This is a genomic window from Neorhizobium sp. P12A, from assembly GCF_008365395.1.
Taxonomy (GTDB): Bacteria; Pseudomonadota; Alphaproteobacteria; order Rhizobiales; family Rhizobiaceae; genus Rhizobium.
Genome location: NZ_QOVX01000004.1, coordinates 392,453 through 408,455, shown reverse-complemented (window position 1 = coordinate 408,455; position 16,003 = coordinate 392,453). Strand labels below are relative to the sequence as shown.

The window sequence follows — 16,003 nt, the reverse complement described above, 5'->3', positions numbered from 1 at the left end:
GCTGCCGAGCAAACCAGGATCGCGCCGTCCATCTGGGCGGCACCGGTGATCATGTTCTTCACGTAGTCGGCGTGGCCGGGGCAGTCGACGTGCGCGTAGTGGCGGTTCGGGGTCTCATACTCGACGTGTGCCGTCGAGATGGTGATGCCGCGTGCCTTTTCTTCCGGAGCCGCGTCGATCTGGTCGTACGCCTTGAACTCGCCGAAATACTTCGTGATCGCTGCCGTCAGAGACGTCTTGCCGTGGTCAACGTGGCCAATCGTGCCGATGTTAACGTGCGGCTTGTTGCGCTCAAACTTACTCTTTGCCATTTGAATGCTTCCTAGTGAACGTAGATTGGTGACCCCGGCGAACCGGTTTAGTGCCGCCGTTTAAGGCTTTCGATGCATTTGCGCAAGACTTAATTGCAGGCCCTATTCTTGGCGAATAAGCTGCAATTTCAGAGAATGCGCGCCTTGAATCGGCGATTTGATATGCCCGGCGCGCCAGACGATCCGAAAAGGCATAAAGCTGCCGTCGGTTCAGGCACTTAAATAGGTGCGTGCAAGTATCGGTTTCAAGGGGAATGGAGCGGGTAGCGGGAATCGAACCCGCGTATTCAGCTTGGAAGGCTGCTGCTCTACCATTGAGCTATACCCGCGGGTATGGTCCGATCTGAGACGAATGGTGGAGAGAGTTGGATTTGAACCAACGTAGGCTGAGCCAACGGATTTACAGTCCGTCCCCTTTAACCACTCGGGCATCTCTCCAGTTTCGTCCGGATCGTAAGACCAAGCTTGCCAGACGTTGAAGCGTTGCCGCCCCGTCGTCTGCGCCGCGTATATGGACGGAGCGTTTCCGTCTGTCAACATGAAGATTTCGCAAAACTGTCGAAAAAATTCCGCTTCCAGTGAAAAGCCTTATCGCATGCCGGGGCTATGCGCTTTCCCACGACATCGCTATAAAGCCGCATGAGCAAAGACAGATCTTCCGGCCGATCCGGCCCCGACAAAACCACCCCCCATACCGGTGCCGACGACCGTTCGGCCAAGGACACCCATTATGCAACGCTGCGGCGCCAGCATCGCGACGCCAAGCGCGAGCGCGGCGAGATTCCGACGCCGACACCACAGAAGCGCAGGCGCACCACAGACGACTGGAAGGCCCCGGCTCTCGCGCCCGATCAGGTCTATCTCTATGGCCTGCACACCGTCAGAGCCGCGCTCGACAACCCTGCCCGCCAGAATGTGAAGCTTTCCGCGACCCAGAATGCTCTGGCCCGTCTGGAAATCGAGACGCCGGAGACCCTCGGCATTCCGGTCGAGATCGTCTCGCCGCAGGATATAGACAAGGTGTTGGGACCCGAGGCGATCCACCAGGGCGTCATGCTGGAGACGCGGCCCCTGCCCGTGCGCCGTCTCGAAGCGCTGAAGGACAGCCCGCTCTTGCTGGTTCTCGATCAGGTCACCGACCCTCACAATGTCGGCGCCATCATGCGCTCGGCCGTCGCCTTCGACGCCGGAGCCGTCATCACCACCCAGCGCCACAGTCCGACCGAATCGGGTGTACTGGCGAAATCCGCTTCCGGCGCCCTGGAGCTCATACCTTATATACAGATCACCAATCTGGCCGACGCCGTCGGCGAGCTGCACAAGCTCGGCTTCTTCACGATCGGGCTTGATTCGGAAGGGCCGGCACCGCTGGAGGGCACATTCTCCGGGACGAAGATCGCACTCGTCCTCGGCTCCGAAGGCAAGGGACTGAGGCAGAAGACACGCGAGACGGTCAACGCGCTCGCAAGGCTCGACATGCCCGGCGCCATCAAGTCCCTCAACGTCTCCAACGCCGCCGCCATCGCCATGTATGCCGCGCGCAGCTATTTGAAGATCTGACGCATCCGATCGATTTTTTCTTTACAGATCCACAGAATCTGGTAGTGCGTCCGTCACTGCCCTTGTAGCTCAGTTGGTAGAGCACCTGATTTGTAATCAGGGGGTCGCGGGTTCGAACCCTGCCGGGGGCACCATTTTTCCCAGTAATATCGATGTGTTGAGCATGCACAGTTTCGATAGGGTGCAGCTTCACGTTGCGCATTGGTGTAGCAGAACTCCTTGCATTTCCAACGATTTCAACAGACGCACGGCGAATACAAGAAGTATGTCGCGCGCGATGGGTGGGCCGTTTCGGCCCTTCTCGATAGTCGGCTCGCTGTTGTCGCCTAACCGAGTTGGTGCTCCCTCCCTATAGGCCACTCATTATAAGGCGTTTTCCAGGTGACCAGCCGGTGCGGGGTGCAAGGAGCTTCTGCTCTAGACCACGATCTCCTCATCGGGGGGAGCATGGGCTGAACTGAACGGCAACTCCGAGATAACCACTCGACATTTAGTGCGCTCCCTGCTTATGCTGACAACCCATAGCACGCGTTACAATTTTTGCTAGAGCTGGCTTAAATGATTGATAGTCTGAAGAAGATGCCGGAAGACAAAGCAGAAATCGAGGCGGTCAGACAAGAGCGCAGGCTGACAACGATCAGATCCATCAAAAGCAAATCGTCGACGCACGACTTTTGGCGCGACATGGCCGGCGACGTTAAGGACGATCTTTGGCTTGAGCGAACCAAGGCAGCGGTTGGCTTGGTTCCGGAAGGTCGGCACGTCGTTGATATCGGATGCGGCGACATGAAGGTGGAGCGGTTCCTACCATCGAGCTGCAGGTACACTCCGCTCGATATTGCCCAACGGGATGACCGAACTATCGTCGTGGACTTGAATCGCGAGCGGCTGCCGAAGATCGACGCCAATTTCTTTGTTTGCCTTGGCGTTTTGGAATATCTGCATGATATTCCAAAAGTCCTGCGCCAACTGTCTCGTCAGTTTTCTGACGGTCTGGTGAGCTATCATCCCCTCGAAAGAAGCCCCGCGCGTGACCGTCTTGCAGTCGGATGGGTAAACGCCCTCAATAGTACGGAACTGACGGCATTATTCAAGGCCGCCGGTTTCCGCAATGTGGAGGTGATCGAATACAAGCCCAGTCTGCATTTCTACCGGCTGAACAAGCCAATGAAATCTTGATCAGCAAGCACGCAGGCCGGCCGTAAATAGGGTCGCATCCGCAAACCTACCGCCAAATGCAGTAGTAGCGCGATCCCGACAACTGCAAGCGCGCCCATCGCCATCACATCCTAATCACCGCCACAGCGTCTGTCGCGCCCGGTCCCCATGGAATAGTCGGCACAACAATCCTGCCCAATCACCCTTCTGTACGAAATATCTTGTCGCAATCTGCATTTATCATTTACGTAGAATGACTTTGCCAAAGGACATGACATGCCGCGACCGTGCGAATCTCTTTGCTTTCTTGCTTCAGCGACTTCAGAGGCGCTGGCGGCGCAGGAGGAGCTTGTGCGGCTTTATGGGCAGGCGCCCCAGGAGCAGGCCGATGTCATCGTTGCGCTCGGCGGCGATGGTTTCATGTTGCAGACGCTGCACAACACGATGAACTCAGGCAAGCGTGTCTACGGGATGAATCGCGGTTCGGTCGGTTTCCTCATGAATGACTACCGCACTGAAGACCTGATGGCTCGAATCGATGCGGCAGTCGAAAACGCGTTTCGTCCCTTGCAGATGACGACGAAGAATGTCGACGGGTCGAGCACCATCGCGCTTGCCATCAACGAGGTCTCGCTTTTCCGGCAGTCCTATCAGGCGGCGAAGCTCAGGGTCGAGATCGACGGGCATGTGCGGCTGGAAGAACTGATCTGCGACGGGTTGATGGTGACGACGCCGGCGGGCTCGACGGCCTATAATCTCTCCGCCCACGGGCCGATCCTGCCGCTGGATGCGCCGCTCCTGGCGATTACCCCGGTCAGCGCCTTCCGCCCGCGCCGCTGGCGCGGGGCGCTACTGCCGAACAGGGTCACGGTCGACATAACGGTGATCGAGGAAGAGAAGCGACCGGTCAACGCGGTAGCCGACAATACGGAGGTGAAATCGGTCCTGAGCGTGCGAATCGCCCAATCCGAAGACATGACCGCACGCATTCTTTCCGATCCCGATCGCTCATGGTCTGATCGCATCCTTGCCGAACAATTCTCCGATTGAGGGGGACGAGATCGCGACGGCGATTGGACCCGCGAGCGAGATCGTCGTAATATCACAACTATGGGGTGATTGCCCTGCCAACGATTGAGATCATGCCGAGCGGAGCTGTCTTGAAGAAACCGGCCCATGGACTTGCCCTGATCGTCCCGCTCATGGTCGCATCGATCGTGTTTCCGGGGCTGGCCGTCGCGCAAGCGCAGGATATTCTCCCGGCCGCCATCACCTTTGCGACCAGCACCGGCTATTGGGAAGACAACGGTGGTGCAGCAGCTGCGACAGGATCGCCATCAACCGAAAAGCCGGCCTCCCGGCATGGCTACTATAAGCTCTTTGCGGTGCGTCAGGCGGATAGGACCTCGAAAGTTTATCTGCAGCAGATTGCCGTTGCCGACGACGGGCTTCAGGTGTTGTCGACCATCGAGTTGCGTGAACTCGATGAGATCAAACCCTATGTGACGGATATCAGGCCGGAAAACCCTGACGGCTTCATCAAGGAGCCGGGCTTGTTCGCCACCGTTGTCCTGAAAACCGATCCCGATGGAGAGACGGAGCGCTGGCGGGTGGCCATGGACGATCTCGGGGAAATCTCGGTCGAAAAGCCGTCGGACTGAGACCGCTCAAGAATACCCCTCTTAATGAAAAAGCCCCGTTGCCGGGGCTTTTTCTTTTATCAATCGATTGATGGAAATCACTTTAATCGACGTCGTCGACGACCGCGTCAGCGGCACCGCTGATGCGATGGGCTAGAGCCGCTTCCATGAACTCGTCGAGATCGCCGTCGAGGACATCGCCCGGCGCGGTGCTGGCAACACCCGTCCGCAGGTCCTTGACCAGTTGATAGGGCTGCAGGACGTAAGAGCGGATCTGATGGCCCCAGCCGATATCCGATTTCGAGGCGGCTTCGGCGTTGGCAGCGTCTTCGCGCTTCTTCAGCTCGGCTTCGTACATGCGGGCGCGCAGCATGTCCCAGGCCTTTGCGCGATTCTTGTGCTGCGAGCGTTCTTGCTGGCAGGCAACCACGATGCCGGTCGGGATATGGGTGATGCGCACGGCAGAGTCCGTCGTGTTGACGTGCTGACCGCCTGCACCCGACGAGCGGTAGGTATCGATGCGGCAATCGCTTTCGTTGATCTCGATGTTGATCGAGTCATCGACGACGGGATAGACCCAGATCGACGAGAAGGACGTGTGGCGACGCGCGTTGCTGTCATAGGGCGAGATGCGCACCAGGCGGTGCACGCCCGATTCGGTCTTCAGCCAGCCATAGGCATTGTGGCCCTTGACCAGCAGCGTCGCCGACTTGATGCCCGCTTCTTCGCCGTCATGGACTTCCATGAGTTCGACCTTGAACTTCGAACGTTCCGCCCAGCGGGTGTACATGCGCAAGAGCATGTTCGCCCAGTCCTGGCTCTCGGTGCCGCCGGCGCCGGAATGGACTTCGAGATAGGTGTCGTTGCTGTCGGCTTCGCCCGAAAGCATGGCTTCCACCTGGCGGCGGGCAGCCTCGGCCTTCAACGCCTTCAACGCATCTTCGGCTTCCTTGATGACGCCCTCGTCGCCTTCTTCCTCGCCGAGTTCGATCAGCTCGACATTGTCGGCGAGCTGCCGCTCCAGCGCGCGCACGCCGCCAATGCCGTCATCCAGCTGCTGGCGCTCGCGCATCAGCTTCTGCGCTTCGGTGGCATCGTTCCAGAGGTTCGGGTCCTCTGCCTTGTTATTCAACCAGTCCAGTCGTCTTATCGCCTGGTCCCAGTCAAAGATGCCTCCTCAGCAGGCTTATGGCCTGCTTGGTCTCGTCGACTACATTCTCGATTTCAGCTCGCATCAGTCCGCTTCTCGGTTCGATTTCTGGATATGAAACAGTGCCCGTCACATAGATAGGCGGGCCGCGGATGTAAAGCCCCGCGGCCGGTGCAAACGGAATTCGTGATATCAGAACAGGCCGCCGGCGCCGGATTGCACAGCCTGCGTTGCCTGGGGCGACGTCTTGAGGATTTCCTCAGGCGGCAAGGTGTTGCTGCTGATATCGCCACCGATAACCTGGTAGGACGAGGCCGGACCGGTGCCGGGCTTGAAGGCCTCGACAATCGCGTTGGGATCGCCGGGCTGAGCGGCCATGCCGGTGCTGCGATTGACGGCGATCATATTCATGCCCGGCGGCACGACGAACTTTTCGGGTTGTTCATCCTTCGTCGCGGCCTGCATGAACTCGTTGAAAACGGGGGCGGCGAGCGAACCGCCTGTCATGCCGTGACCGAGATCGGAGGGCGTGTCGAAACCGAGATAGAGGCCGGCGACCAGGCTCGGCGTGAAGCCGACGAACCATGTGTCCTTCTGGTCGTTCGTCGTTCCGGTCTTGCCGGCAACGTCGGTGTTGAGCTTTATCTTGCCGGCAGCCGTTCCGCGCGTGATGACGCCCTGCAGCATCGAGGTTATCTGATAGGCCGTCATCGGATCGAGAACCTGCTGGCGGTTGTCGAGGACGTTCGGCTCGTCCTGATTTTGCCAGTCGGTCGCGTTGCAAGTCTCGCAGACCCGTTCCTCATGCTTGAAGATGGTCTTGCCGTAACGGTCCTGAATGCGGTCGATCAGCGTCGGCTTGATCTGCTTGCCGCCATTTGCAATGACCGAATAGGCCGAGACCATGCGCAGCACCGTCGTCTCGCCGGCGCCGAGCGCCATGGCCAAGACAGGGTTCATCTTGTCGTAGATGCCGAAGCGCTCGGCATATTCGGCGACAAGGTTCATGCCCATGTCGTTGGCGAGGCGAACCGTCATAAGGTTGCGCGAATTCTCGATCGCAAAGCGAAGCGTATGGGCGCCACCGCCCTCGCCTTCGTAATTCTCAGGCTTCCAGACCTGGCCATTGCTGAGCGTGATTTCGATCGGATCATCGAGTGTGACCGATGCCGGCGTATAGCCGTTGTCCATTGCGGCAGCGTAGACGAAAGGCTTGAAGGAGGAGCCGGGCTGGCGCATCGCCTGGGTGGCGCGGTTGAACTGGGACTGCGCGTAGGAGAAGCCGCCGACCATCGCAAGCACGCGGCCGGTATGAGGATCCATGGCAACGAGACCGCCCTGAACCTTCGGCGGCTGGCGGAGGCGATACTTGGTGGAATTCTCATCGCCGATCTGCTCGACATAGACGACATCGCCCGGCGACAGCACGCCGCTCGGGGATTTCGCCGTCTTATGATCCCCGTCCGACCAACGATAAGCCCAGCGCATATCAGCAGCGGCGATCGATCCGCGCTTGCGATCCGAGTTGACCTTGCCGCCAACATCGATATCGGGACGCAGGCCGATATCCACGCTGTCGTCAGATACGGCCAGCACGACGGCGAGCTGCCATTCCGGCACGTCGGAGAGCGTCGGAAGCTTGGCGAGTTCCGGACCCCAGTCCTGCGAGGTCGCGATCTGTTTCAGCGGCCCGTGGAAGCCGTGGCGTTCGTCATAGCTGACGAGACCGTCCTGCAACGCCTTGCGTGCCTCGATCTGCAACTGTGGATCGAGCGAGGTGCGGACGGAAAGACCACCCTCGTAAAGCATCTTGTCGCCATACTTGTCGATCAGCTGGCGGCGAACTTCTTCGGTGAAGAATTCGGAAGCGAAGACGGATCCGCCATTGCGCTTGTTGACCACGCCAAGCGGCTGCTTCTTTGCGTCTTCGCCGTCGGCCTGGCTGACATAGCCATTCTCGACCATGCGGTCGATAACCCAATTGCGGCGCGTGAGCGCGGCATCGGCGTGGCGGAAGGGGCTGTAGTTGTTCGGGCCCTTGGGCAAGGAAGCGAGGTAGGCCGATTCGGCGATCGTTAGGTCCGTTACCGGCTTGTCGAAATATGTGAGCGCGGCGCTGGCAATGCCGTAGGAATTCAGGCCGAAGAAGATCTCGTTGAGGTAAAGCTCGAGAATCTTGTCCTTGCTGTAGGTCTGCTCGATACGGAAGGAAAGAATCCCTTCCTTGAGCTTGCGGTCGAAGGTCTGGTCGGCCGACAGCAGGAAGTTCTTCGCAACCTGCTGCGTGATGGTCGATGCACCGACGAACTTGCGACCGGAGCCGACATTCTGAAGGTTCACCGCAATCGCGCGCATCAGGCCGCCGACATCGATGCCGGGATGGTTGTAGAAATTCTTGTCTTCCGCGGAGAGAAACGCCGCCTTGACGCGATCAGGGATGGCCTGAATCGGAATGAACAGACGCCGCTCCTTGGCGTATTCCGCCATCAGGGCGCCGTTGCCAGCATGGACGCGCGTGGTGACCGGCGGCGCATAGTTCGCCAGCACTTCGTAATCGGGAAGATCCTTGGAAACGACGCTCAGATAAACGGCCGCGACGGCTGAAACACCCAGCAACAGGATGCAGCCCAGCCCAAAGAAATATCCAAGCAATCTGACCATATTGAAGCTACCGGTGTTTCTTCATCATTTGGCGCGGAAACGATAATCGCATATCGAGCCGCGTTTTGCACGGTCCACGTCCTATTGCAAGACGAGAACGTCAACAAAGGCCTCGTTGCCGACCGTCGCGAACATACTTCGCTCTAGCGGCGGCAATGTGAGGAAAATAGGGCCACCCAACTATATTCTTCAGTCCATCCCCTCCCATCCGAAATAATCTGTGACGAGAAAGACGCGTCTTGTCTGCCGTTACCCTCATCCACCGTTGGCGATCGTCGACGCGCGATATTCCTTCACGGCATCAGTCAACCGGCTGACGAGCTTGTCGCGCCACTTGTCGTCCAGCAGCAGTTTCTCGTCATCTTTGTTCGAAAGGAAACCGAGTTCGAGCAGGATGGACGGCACGTCAGGCGCCCGCAGCACCTGGAAGCCGGCATGGCGATGCGGATTGTTGATCATCGTGATCTGGCCGTTGAAGGAATTGAGAACATCCTGCGCAAGCGAAATGGAGAATGCCTGGGTTTCCCGCCGTGTCAGGTCCATGAGAATGTCGGCGACCTCGGCGGGTGCCGCCGGCGCCTCGGCTCCGGCAAGCTTGTCGGAGTTGTTCTCGCGGTCGGCGACATCGGCGGCAAGCTTGTCCGAGGCCTTGTCCGAGATCGTATAGACGGTCGCGCCGCGAATATCCTTCTGCTTCAGCGTATCGGCATGCAGCGATATGAACAGAGCGGCATGGTTCTGGCGCGCGATCGTCACCCGTTCGGAGAGCGACAAATACTCGTCCTTGTCGCGGGTCAGGAAGGCCTTTATGCCCGGCTGCTGATTGAGCTTGTCGGCGAGTTCCTTGGCGTAGGCGAGCGTGATCTGCTTTTCAGGCGTGGTGCCATCGCTGGCGATCGCACCCGTGTCGATGCCGCCATGGCCCGCATCGACGGCGATCAGGAAGTCGGAGGCGTTTACCTTCTGGACCGGAGCAACGGGGCCGACATCCCTCGCTGTGTCCTGGGCGGTCCAGCTCTGCTGTTTGACCAGATCGGCGAACTGATCGGGCGGCACCATTTCGGCGTCTAGAACAAGGCGCTGGCCCTTCCCGCTCTCATCGGTCTGAACCTTGGCAAGGACGAGCTTCACGGGCTTTATCGCCGTCAGTACGATGCGGGCGCTGTCGGCGTCCATCGTGCCGTAGCGAATATCCTTGAACAGTCCCCGCGCCTCCAGAGCCTTGGCGGGGAAGCCGAAGGCCGTCGCCGGCAGGTCGACGACCACCCGGGGAGGATCGGCGAGATAGTGGACCGAGAATTTCGGCTCGCGGTCGAGATCGATGACAATCCGGGTTCGTGCATCGTCACCGGCTATGCGAGCACCGTAGGCGAGGATCGGGTCCTCAGCTGAGGCTGACATAGGCGCCACCAATGCCGCCGCCAACAAGGCCGTGGCGATCGCATTACGGAGGCTACTCACAGAAATCCCACTCGCATGCCCTGCCCCTTCAACTCCTCAGGCCCCGTCCTTATATATTCCATTGAAGACGCCATCTTGGGCGTTCATGGCAATAGCGGGACCGGTCCATCCGGCCATCGTGGAGCACACAGCGAATCCGCGGGCGCCCGGTTTCCGGTTCAGCCGACGAATCCATCAATATTATGGCACACTTGGCTTTCCCCTTGCTATTGTGACAGATAAAACATACAACGCATATTAGGGTAGAAGTATTGACGGGACAGAGTCGCCGCTAAGGCAGCCACCACGTTTACATGGCGCCATAAACGGCAGTCGTCCGCCGTCGAATGTACTTTTATTCGAATACTGGATCCTGAACTTCCAGCCTAGTGCGGGAATTTCATCGGTGGAAAGCCACCAAACGCTCTCATGTTGGAGAGCACATTCATCGGACCCGAAGACGGGTCTAAAGCATTGTCGATCTCGCTTGGTTACGGATGTTGTCGCAGCGGCTTTTATCTAAAGTGAACAGACCCCGGGGGCTTACTTTCCCGGCTGTTGTCTGGCTGCTGCCCCCTCAACAGAATCAGGCGCGACTTTCATTATCCGGTGCAGCAGTGGCGGGTTGCATCCGGTCTGTCCTAATGGCAGTCCGGCCCCACCCTGCATGGCTGCGCCGAGGAGCACAGCTTTCATGGCAGACAAAATGCTTATCGATGCGTCTCACGAGGAAGAGACGCGTGTTGTTGTCGTTCGCGGGAACCGCATAGAGGAATTCGACTTCGAGTCACAGCACAAGAAGCAGATCCGCGGCAACATCTACTTGGCTAAGGTCACGAGGGTCGAACCCTCGCTTCAGGCCGCCTTCGTTGACTACGGCGGCAACCGGCACGGCTTTCTCGCCTTCGCCGAAATCCATCCCGATTACTACCAGATTCCGCTCGCCGATCGCCAGGCGCTGCTGAGGGCCGAGGCGGAAGAGCATCGCCGCGACGACGACGTCGAGCATGTCGAGACCGCGAGCTTCGATCTCTCGAAGCAGGATCAGCCGGATATCGGCATCGTTCCGATTGAAGCGACCGAAACGGGAGCCGCTCCCTCCAGCGAGGAGCCTGTCGCAGAAGAGGCTGCAGCCTCGACTGAAACGGCCGCTCCGTCGGCCGAAGTGGTCGAGCCTGTGGCTGAAGCGCCCGCCAAGAAGGCAAGACCGCGCCGCAGCCGCAAGAAGGTGGCAGAGCCCGAAGCCACGGCTACCGAGGACGCTGTCCCGACCGACATCGAAGCGCCTGCTGCCGACGACGAGGAAGGCTCGTCCGGCGAAATGGCCGCCATGGTCGATACCGATTCGATCTCGGAAGACGTGGACGTTTCGAAGCGTCGCGGCGGTGACGACGATGATGACGACGATCACGACCATGAAGAGGAAGTGATTGAATCCGTCGGCGCCGAAGACGCGATGGAAGAGGTTCCAGATCGCGTCCAGCGCAAGCCGCGCAAGCAGTATCGCATCCAGGAAGTCATCAAGCGCCGCCAAATCCTGCTCGTGCAGGTCGCCAAGGAAGAGCGTGGCAACAAGGGTGCAGCTCTCACCACCTATCTGTCGCTTGCAGGCCGCTATTCGGTTCTCATGCCGAACACTGCGCGCGGCGGCGGCATTTCCCGCAAGATCACCAATCCGCAGGACCGCAAGCGCCTGAAGGAAATCGCACGGATGCTCGAAGTGCCGCAGGGCATGGGCGTCATCCTGCGCACTGCCGGCGCCAACCGCACCAAGGTCGAGGTCAAGCGCGACTTCGAATATCTGATGCGTCTGTGGGAAAACGTTCGTACGCTGACGCTCGCTTCCACGGCCCCCTGCCTCGTCTATGAAGAAGGCTCGCTCATCAAGCGTTCGATCCGCGACCTCTACAATAAGGACATCGGCGAAATCATCGTTTCCGGCGAGGAAGGCTATCGTGAAGCCAAAGACTTCATGAAGATGCTGATGCCGAGCCACGCCAAGGTGGTTCAGCCTTATCGCGACATTCATCCGATCTTCTCGCGTTCCGGCATCGAGGCGCAGCTCGACCGCATGCTGCAGCCGCAGGTGACGCTGAAGTCCGGCGGCTACCTGATCATGAACCAGACCGAAGCGCTGGTTTCGATCGACGTCAACTCCGGCCGCTCGACCCGCGAACATTCGATCGAGGATACGGCGCTCCAGACGAACCTCGAGGCTGCCGACGAGGTCGCCCGCCAGCTTCGCCTTCGCGACCTTGCCGGCCTGATCGTCATCGACTTCATCGACATGGAAGAAAAGCGCAACAACCGCGCTGTCGAGAAGAAGCTGAAGGAATGCCTGAAGAACGACCGCGCCCGCATCCAGGTCGGCCGCATCTCGCATTTCGGCCTGCTGGAAATGTCGCGCCAGCGCATCCGTGCTTCCGTTCTTGAATCGACCACGCAGGTCTGCTCGCATTGCGGCGGCACCGGCCATGTCCGTTCGCAGTCCTCCGTTGCCCTGCATGTCCTGCGCGGCATCGAGGAATATCTGCTGAAGAACACCACGCACGACATCACCGTGCGCACGACGCCCGACATCGCGCTCTATCTGCTCAACCACAAGCGCCAGACGATTGTCGATTATGAAAGCCGCTTCGGCGTTGCGATCATCATCGATGCCGATGGCGCAGTCGGTACGCAGCATTTCGCGATCGATCGCGGCGAGCCCGTCGAGAACCCGGTCAAGATTGAAACCCTCTTCAACTTCGCAGCCATTCCCGAAGATGACGACGACGATATCGTCATCGAGGCGGACGAAGAAGAAGATGAGGAAATCGAGGAAAAGGCAGCCGCAGTCGAGCAGCCCGTCGCCCGCTCGGAAGGCGAAGCTGGCCGTAAGCGCAAGCGCCGCCGGCGTCGCCGCGGCCGCAATGGGGCCGAAGGTCAGTCGGAACAGACCGCTTCGGACACTGCGACCGACGAAGGCGATGAAAGCGATGCTGAAGGCGAAGGCGACGACGAGGATGCAGCCGACAGCGCCGCAGAAACCTTGGCAGCCTCCAGCGACGAACAGCAGCGCCGCAAGCGTCGCCGTCGTGGCAAGCGTGGCGGTCGCCGCAACCGCGGAGACGAAGGCGAGCTTTCCTCCGCTTCGGAAGGTGACGACAGTGAAGCTTCGGACGAGGACGCCGGCGAAAGCGACGGTGCCGAAGACGATAACGCTGTAACGGTCAGCGAAATCGCTGTTGTAGAAGGCGAAGCAGCCGTCGAAGCCCAGCCGGCAATGGCTGCAGTGGAAGCGGGCGCGAGCGTTACGGAAGACGTGAAGCCTGCCAAGGGCCGTCGCAGCCGCAAGCCGAAGGCCGAAGCATCGCCAGTTGAAGCCCCCGTTGCCGAACAGGCTCCTGCAATTGATGCGGAGACCGAGACGGTCGCTGAAATTGCAGCTGACCTTGGTGGCAGCACGGCAGCGGTGACCGAAGAAGCAAAGGCCGAGACAGAGGTAGAAGCCGAAAAGCCGGTCCGCGCCAACCGCGAGTCCAACGTCTCTTCCTCAGAACCGGTGGTCAAATCCAGCCGCGCGACGGAGCCGACCGATGGCGACGGCAAGCCGAAGAAGGCCGGCTGGTGGCAACGCCGCGGCTTCTTCTGAAAGCTCCTTTTCGGGGATAGGTAATTGAAATCCGGCCGCAGCGATGCGGCCGGATTTTTTGTGCTTAGGATGCGTTAAGAGCATGGCGTTTTCGCAATTGCCGTTGTCGCCATGCCTGCCTCAGGGCGGCCAATCGAACCCTAAGACGTCAATCAAGCTTGATGTATCGAATCCACAACCACCCATAAGTCACCGGAAAGAGACTCTATTTCAACCAGCCAGCGATGCGCTCCACAGCCTCTTCGATCTCCGCATTCGACCCGGCGTAGGAGAACCGCATGGCTCGGTGTCCTTCCAACGGATCGAAATCGAGACCAGGGGTGGCGGCAACGTTAATCTCGGCGAGCATCCTCTTTGCAAACACCATGCTGTCATTGGTGAAACGGCTGACATCGACATAGGCGTAGAAAGCGCCGTCCATCGGGGAAGCCAGCGGAAGGCCGATTTCGGGTAGGCGTCTTGCCAGGAAGTCACGGTTGCGCCGGTAGCTCTCCTTATAAACATCGAGTTCGACTTCGGCATCGAGCGCTGCCAGGGCAGCAATCTGCGACAACTCCGGCGGAGAGATATAGAGGCTCTGCGCCACCCGTTCGATCGGCCGCGCCAGTCGTTCAGGCAGCACCATCCAGCCGATCCGCCAGCCGGTCATGCAGTAATATTTGGAGAAGGAGTTGATGACGATCGCTTCGTCGGTCAGTTCCAGCGCGCTCGTCTCCTCCCCGACGAAGGTCAGTCCGTGGTAGATTTCATCGGAGATGAAGGCGATCGAATTTGCTGCGCAATAATCGGCCAGCGCTTTCAGTCCTTCCCTCCCCGTCACCGTGCCGGTCGGGTTGGCGGGGCTTGCGAGCAGGACGCCCTTCAGTCGCTTTCCGCTAGCGGCTTGCGCAGCTTCCAGGCTTTCCGGCGTCAGCGTGAAATGCGTCTCAGCCGTCACCGGTACTTCGACAACATCAAGGCCGAGCGCTGCAAGAATGTTGCGATATGCGGGATAGCCCGGCCGCGCGATCGCGACGCTGTCGCCGGCGTCGAACAGGGTGAGAAAGGCTAGGTTGAAGCCTGCGGACGATCCCGTAGTGATGGCAATCCGCACTGGGTCGATCTCGACACCGTGTCTTTTGCGATAATGACCGGCGAGCGTGTGGCGCAGCGCCGAGGTCCCGAGCGCATCGGTATAGCCGATACGACCGTGACCGAGCGCAGCGTTGGCGGCCTCCAGCGCCGCCTTGGGGGTCGGGTGAGAGGGTTGGCCGACAGCCATCGAGATGACGGCATGGCCGGCCTGCCGGCGTTTCGTCGCCTCTGCCAATACGTCCATGGCGTGGAATGGCTCGACTTCACTGCGCTTAGATAGGGAAAACAAGGTCAAATTCTCTCTTGGATGGATCGCCGCCAGACAATTGCCGCAATAATCGAGTGTTCACAATCCCGCGATTGCCACGCCACTTCGAATATTCCTGTTTCAGGAACGTCGGGGGCACCGTAAATTGCCGTCTCATGTCTATGGATTTTAACCCGGCGATGGTATCCGCTGACAAGAGCAAACTTCACCGATCGAACGACGAGGAATCCGATGTCCCTTTTTTCAAAGTCGCTGCTGACTGCATCAGCCGTCGCCATCGCAGCGTCGCTGGCCTTCGTCCAGCCTGCCGCAGCCCTCGATGATCAGCAGAAGAAGGAATTCGGTGACTTCATCAAGGAATACCTGATCGCCCATCCGGAGGTCATGCTCGACGTGCAGGCGGCACTCGACAAGAAGCAGGAAGAGGCCCGCCTCGAACAGTCGAACAAGGCCATTTCCAGCAACAAGGACCTGATCTTCAACGCCAAGTACGACATGACGATCGGCAATCCGAAGGGAGATGTCACCGTCGTCGAGTTCTTCGACTATAATTGCGGTTATTGCCGCCATGCGCTGAGCGACATGGATACGCTGCTCAAGAACGACAAGAACATCCGCTTCGTGCTGAAGGAATTCCCGATCCTCGGACCGGAATCGGTTGCGGCATCGAAGGTCTCGGATGCCTTCCGCAAACTTGCTCCTGAAAAATATGCCGAATTCCACCACACCCTGCTCGGCAGCGACGGACGCGCGACCGAAGACAGCGCCATGGAAGTCGCAACCAGCCTTGGGGTAAGCGAAAGCGCGATCCGCCAGGAGATGGCGAAGAGCCCCGATGATGCTTCGGTCAAGGAAACCTATCAGCTCGCAACCAATCTCGGCCTGACCGGCACCCCCTCCTACGTGATCGGCAACGAAGCCGTATCGGGCGCGATCGGACTCGATGCGCTGAAGGAAAAAGTCGACAATGTCCGCGCCTGCGGCAAGACTACCTGCTGAGGCTGCTCATTAAATCGCCAGAATCAGAGCGTTCTAACGCTGTGGACAAGCATGACCTATGTCCTGAGGGCTTTTCTCCGGGTCCTCGGGAGTCTATAGGTTGCGCTG

11 protein-coding genes and 3 tRNA genes are annotated in these 16,003 nt (G+C 59.3%); 7 read left to right on the top strand and 7 right to left on the bottom strand.

Annotated elements, in window-relative coordinates; all coding sequences use genetic code 11:
- From DTW90_RS16325 to DTW90_RS16315, 3 genes are all read right to left on the bottom strand, one after another.
- Positions 1-311 (bottom strand): GTP-binding protein (locus DTW90_RS16325; RefSeq protein ID WP_188079957.1); only part of this gene is annotated, 311 nt, incomplete at its 3' end.
- 255 nt (positions 312-566) lie between these two features.
- A tRNA-Gly gene (locus DTW90_RS16320) sits at positions 567-640 on the bottom strand.
- A gap of 24 nt (positions 641-664) precedes the next feature.
- Positions 665-749, bottom strand: a tRNA-Tyr gene (locus tag DTW90_RS16315).
- A 201-nt stretch (positions 750-950) separates the two neighbouring features.
- Here DTW90_RS16315 and rlmB point away from each other — a divergent pair.
- From rlmB to DTW90_RS16290, 5 genes are all read left to right on the top strand, one after another.
- Complete coding sequence (gene rlmB, locus DTW90_RS16310) at positions 951-1,871, top strand: 23S rRNA (guanosine(2251)-2'-O)-methyltransferase RlmB (protein WP_149339586.1); 921 nt, start codon at positions 951-953, stop codon at positions 1,869-1,871.
- Positions 1,872-1,929: 58 nt separating this feature from the next.
- A tRNA-Thr gene (locus tag DTW90_RS16305) sits at positions 1,930-2,005 on the top strand.
- Between the two features lie 424 nt (positions 2,006-2,429).
- A complete protein-coding gene (locus DTW90_RS16300; protein WP_149339584.1) occupies positions 2,430-3,050 on the top strand; it encodes a class I SAM-dependent methyltransferase in 621 nt (206 codons plus the stop codon).
- Positions 3,051-3,305: 255 nt separating this feature from the next.
- Positions 3,306-4,079 carry an NAD kinase gene (locus DTW90_RS16295; protein WP_132516717.1) on the top strand — a complete coding sequence of 258 codons (774 nt, stop codon included), beginning with the start codon at positions 3,306-3,308 and terminating at the stop codon, positions 4,077-4,079.
- A 152-nt stretch (positions 4,080-4,231) separates the two neighbouring features.
- Positions 4,232-4,690, top strand: a complete 459-nt coding sequence (locus DTW90_RS16290) for a hypothetical protein (protein ID WP_149339623.1) — start codon at positions 4,232-4,234, stop codon at positions 4,688-4,690.
- An 82-nt stretch (positions 4,691-4,772) separates the two neighbouring features.
- Here DTW90_RS16290 and prfB read toward each other — a convergent pair.
- From prfB to DTW90_RS16275, 3 genes are all read right to left on the bottom strand, one after another.
- A protein-coding gene (prfB, locus tag DTW90_RS16285; protein ID WP_188079956.1) for a peptide chain release factor 2 occupies positions 4,773-5,904 on the bottom strand; the annotation gives its coding sequence in 2 pieces (ribosomal slippage) (positions 4,773-5,834 and positions 5,836-5,904; 1,131 coding nt in all).
- A gap of 107 nt (positions 5,905-6,011) precedes the next feature.
- On the bottom strand, positions 6,012-8,480 hold the full coding sequence (locus DTW90_RS16280) for a penicillin-binding protein 1A (protein WP_149339580.1): 2,469 nt from the start codon (positions 8,478-8,480) through the stop codon (positions 6,012-6,014).
- A gap of 255 nt (positions 8,481-8,735) precedes the next feature.
- Entirely contained in the window at positions 8,736-9,881 is a 1,146-nt protein-coding gene (locus tag DTW90_RS16275; RefSeq protein ID WP_188079955.1) for an N-acetylmuramoyl-L-alanine amidase, read from the bottom strand.
- Between the two features lie 733 nt (positions 9,882-10,614).
- On the opposite strand from DTW90_RS16275, the gene DTW90_RS16270 reads away from it, so the two are divergent.
- Positions 10,615-13,554 carry a ribonuclease E/G gene (locus DTW90_RS16270; protein ID WP_149339576.1) on the top strand — a complete coding sequence of 980 codons (2,940 nt, stop codon included), beginning with the start codon at positions 10,615-10,617 and terminating at the stop codon, positions 13,552-13,554.
- Between the two features lie 205 nt (positions 13,555-13,759).
- Here the strand turns inward: DTW90_RS16270 and DTW90_RS16265 are convergent, their stop codons facing one another.
- Positions 13,760-14,917, bottom strand: a complete 1,158-nt coding sequence (locus DTW90_RS16265; protein WP_132518020.1) for an aminotransferase class I/II-fold pyridoxal phosphate-dependent enzyme — start codon at positions 14,915-14,917, stop codon at positions 13,760-13,762.
- A 210-nt stretch (positions 14,918-15,127) separates the two neighbouring features.
- On the opposite strand from DTW90_RS16265, the gene DTW90_RS16260 reads away from it, so the two are divergent.
- Entirely contained in the window at positions 15,128-15,895 is a 768-nt protein-coding gene (locus DTW90_RS16260; protein ID WP_132516727.1) for a DsbA family protein, read from the top strand.
- The last annotated feature ends 108 nt before the right edge of the window (positions 15,896-16,003 follow it).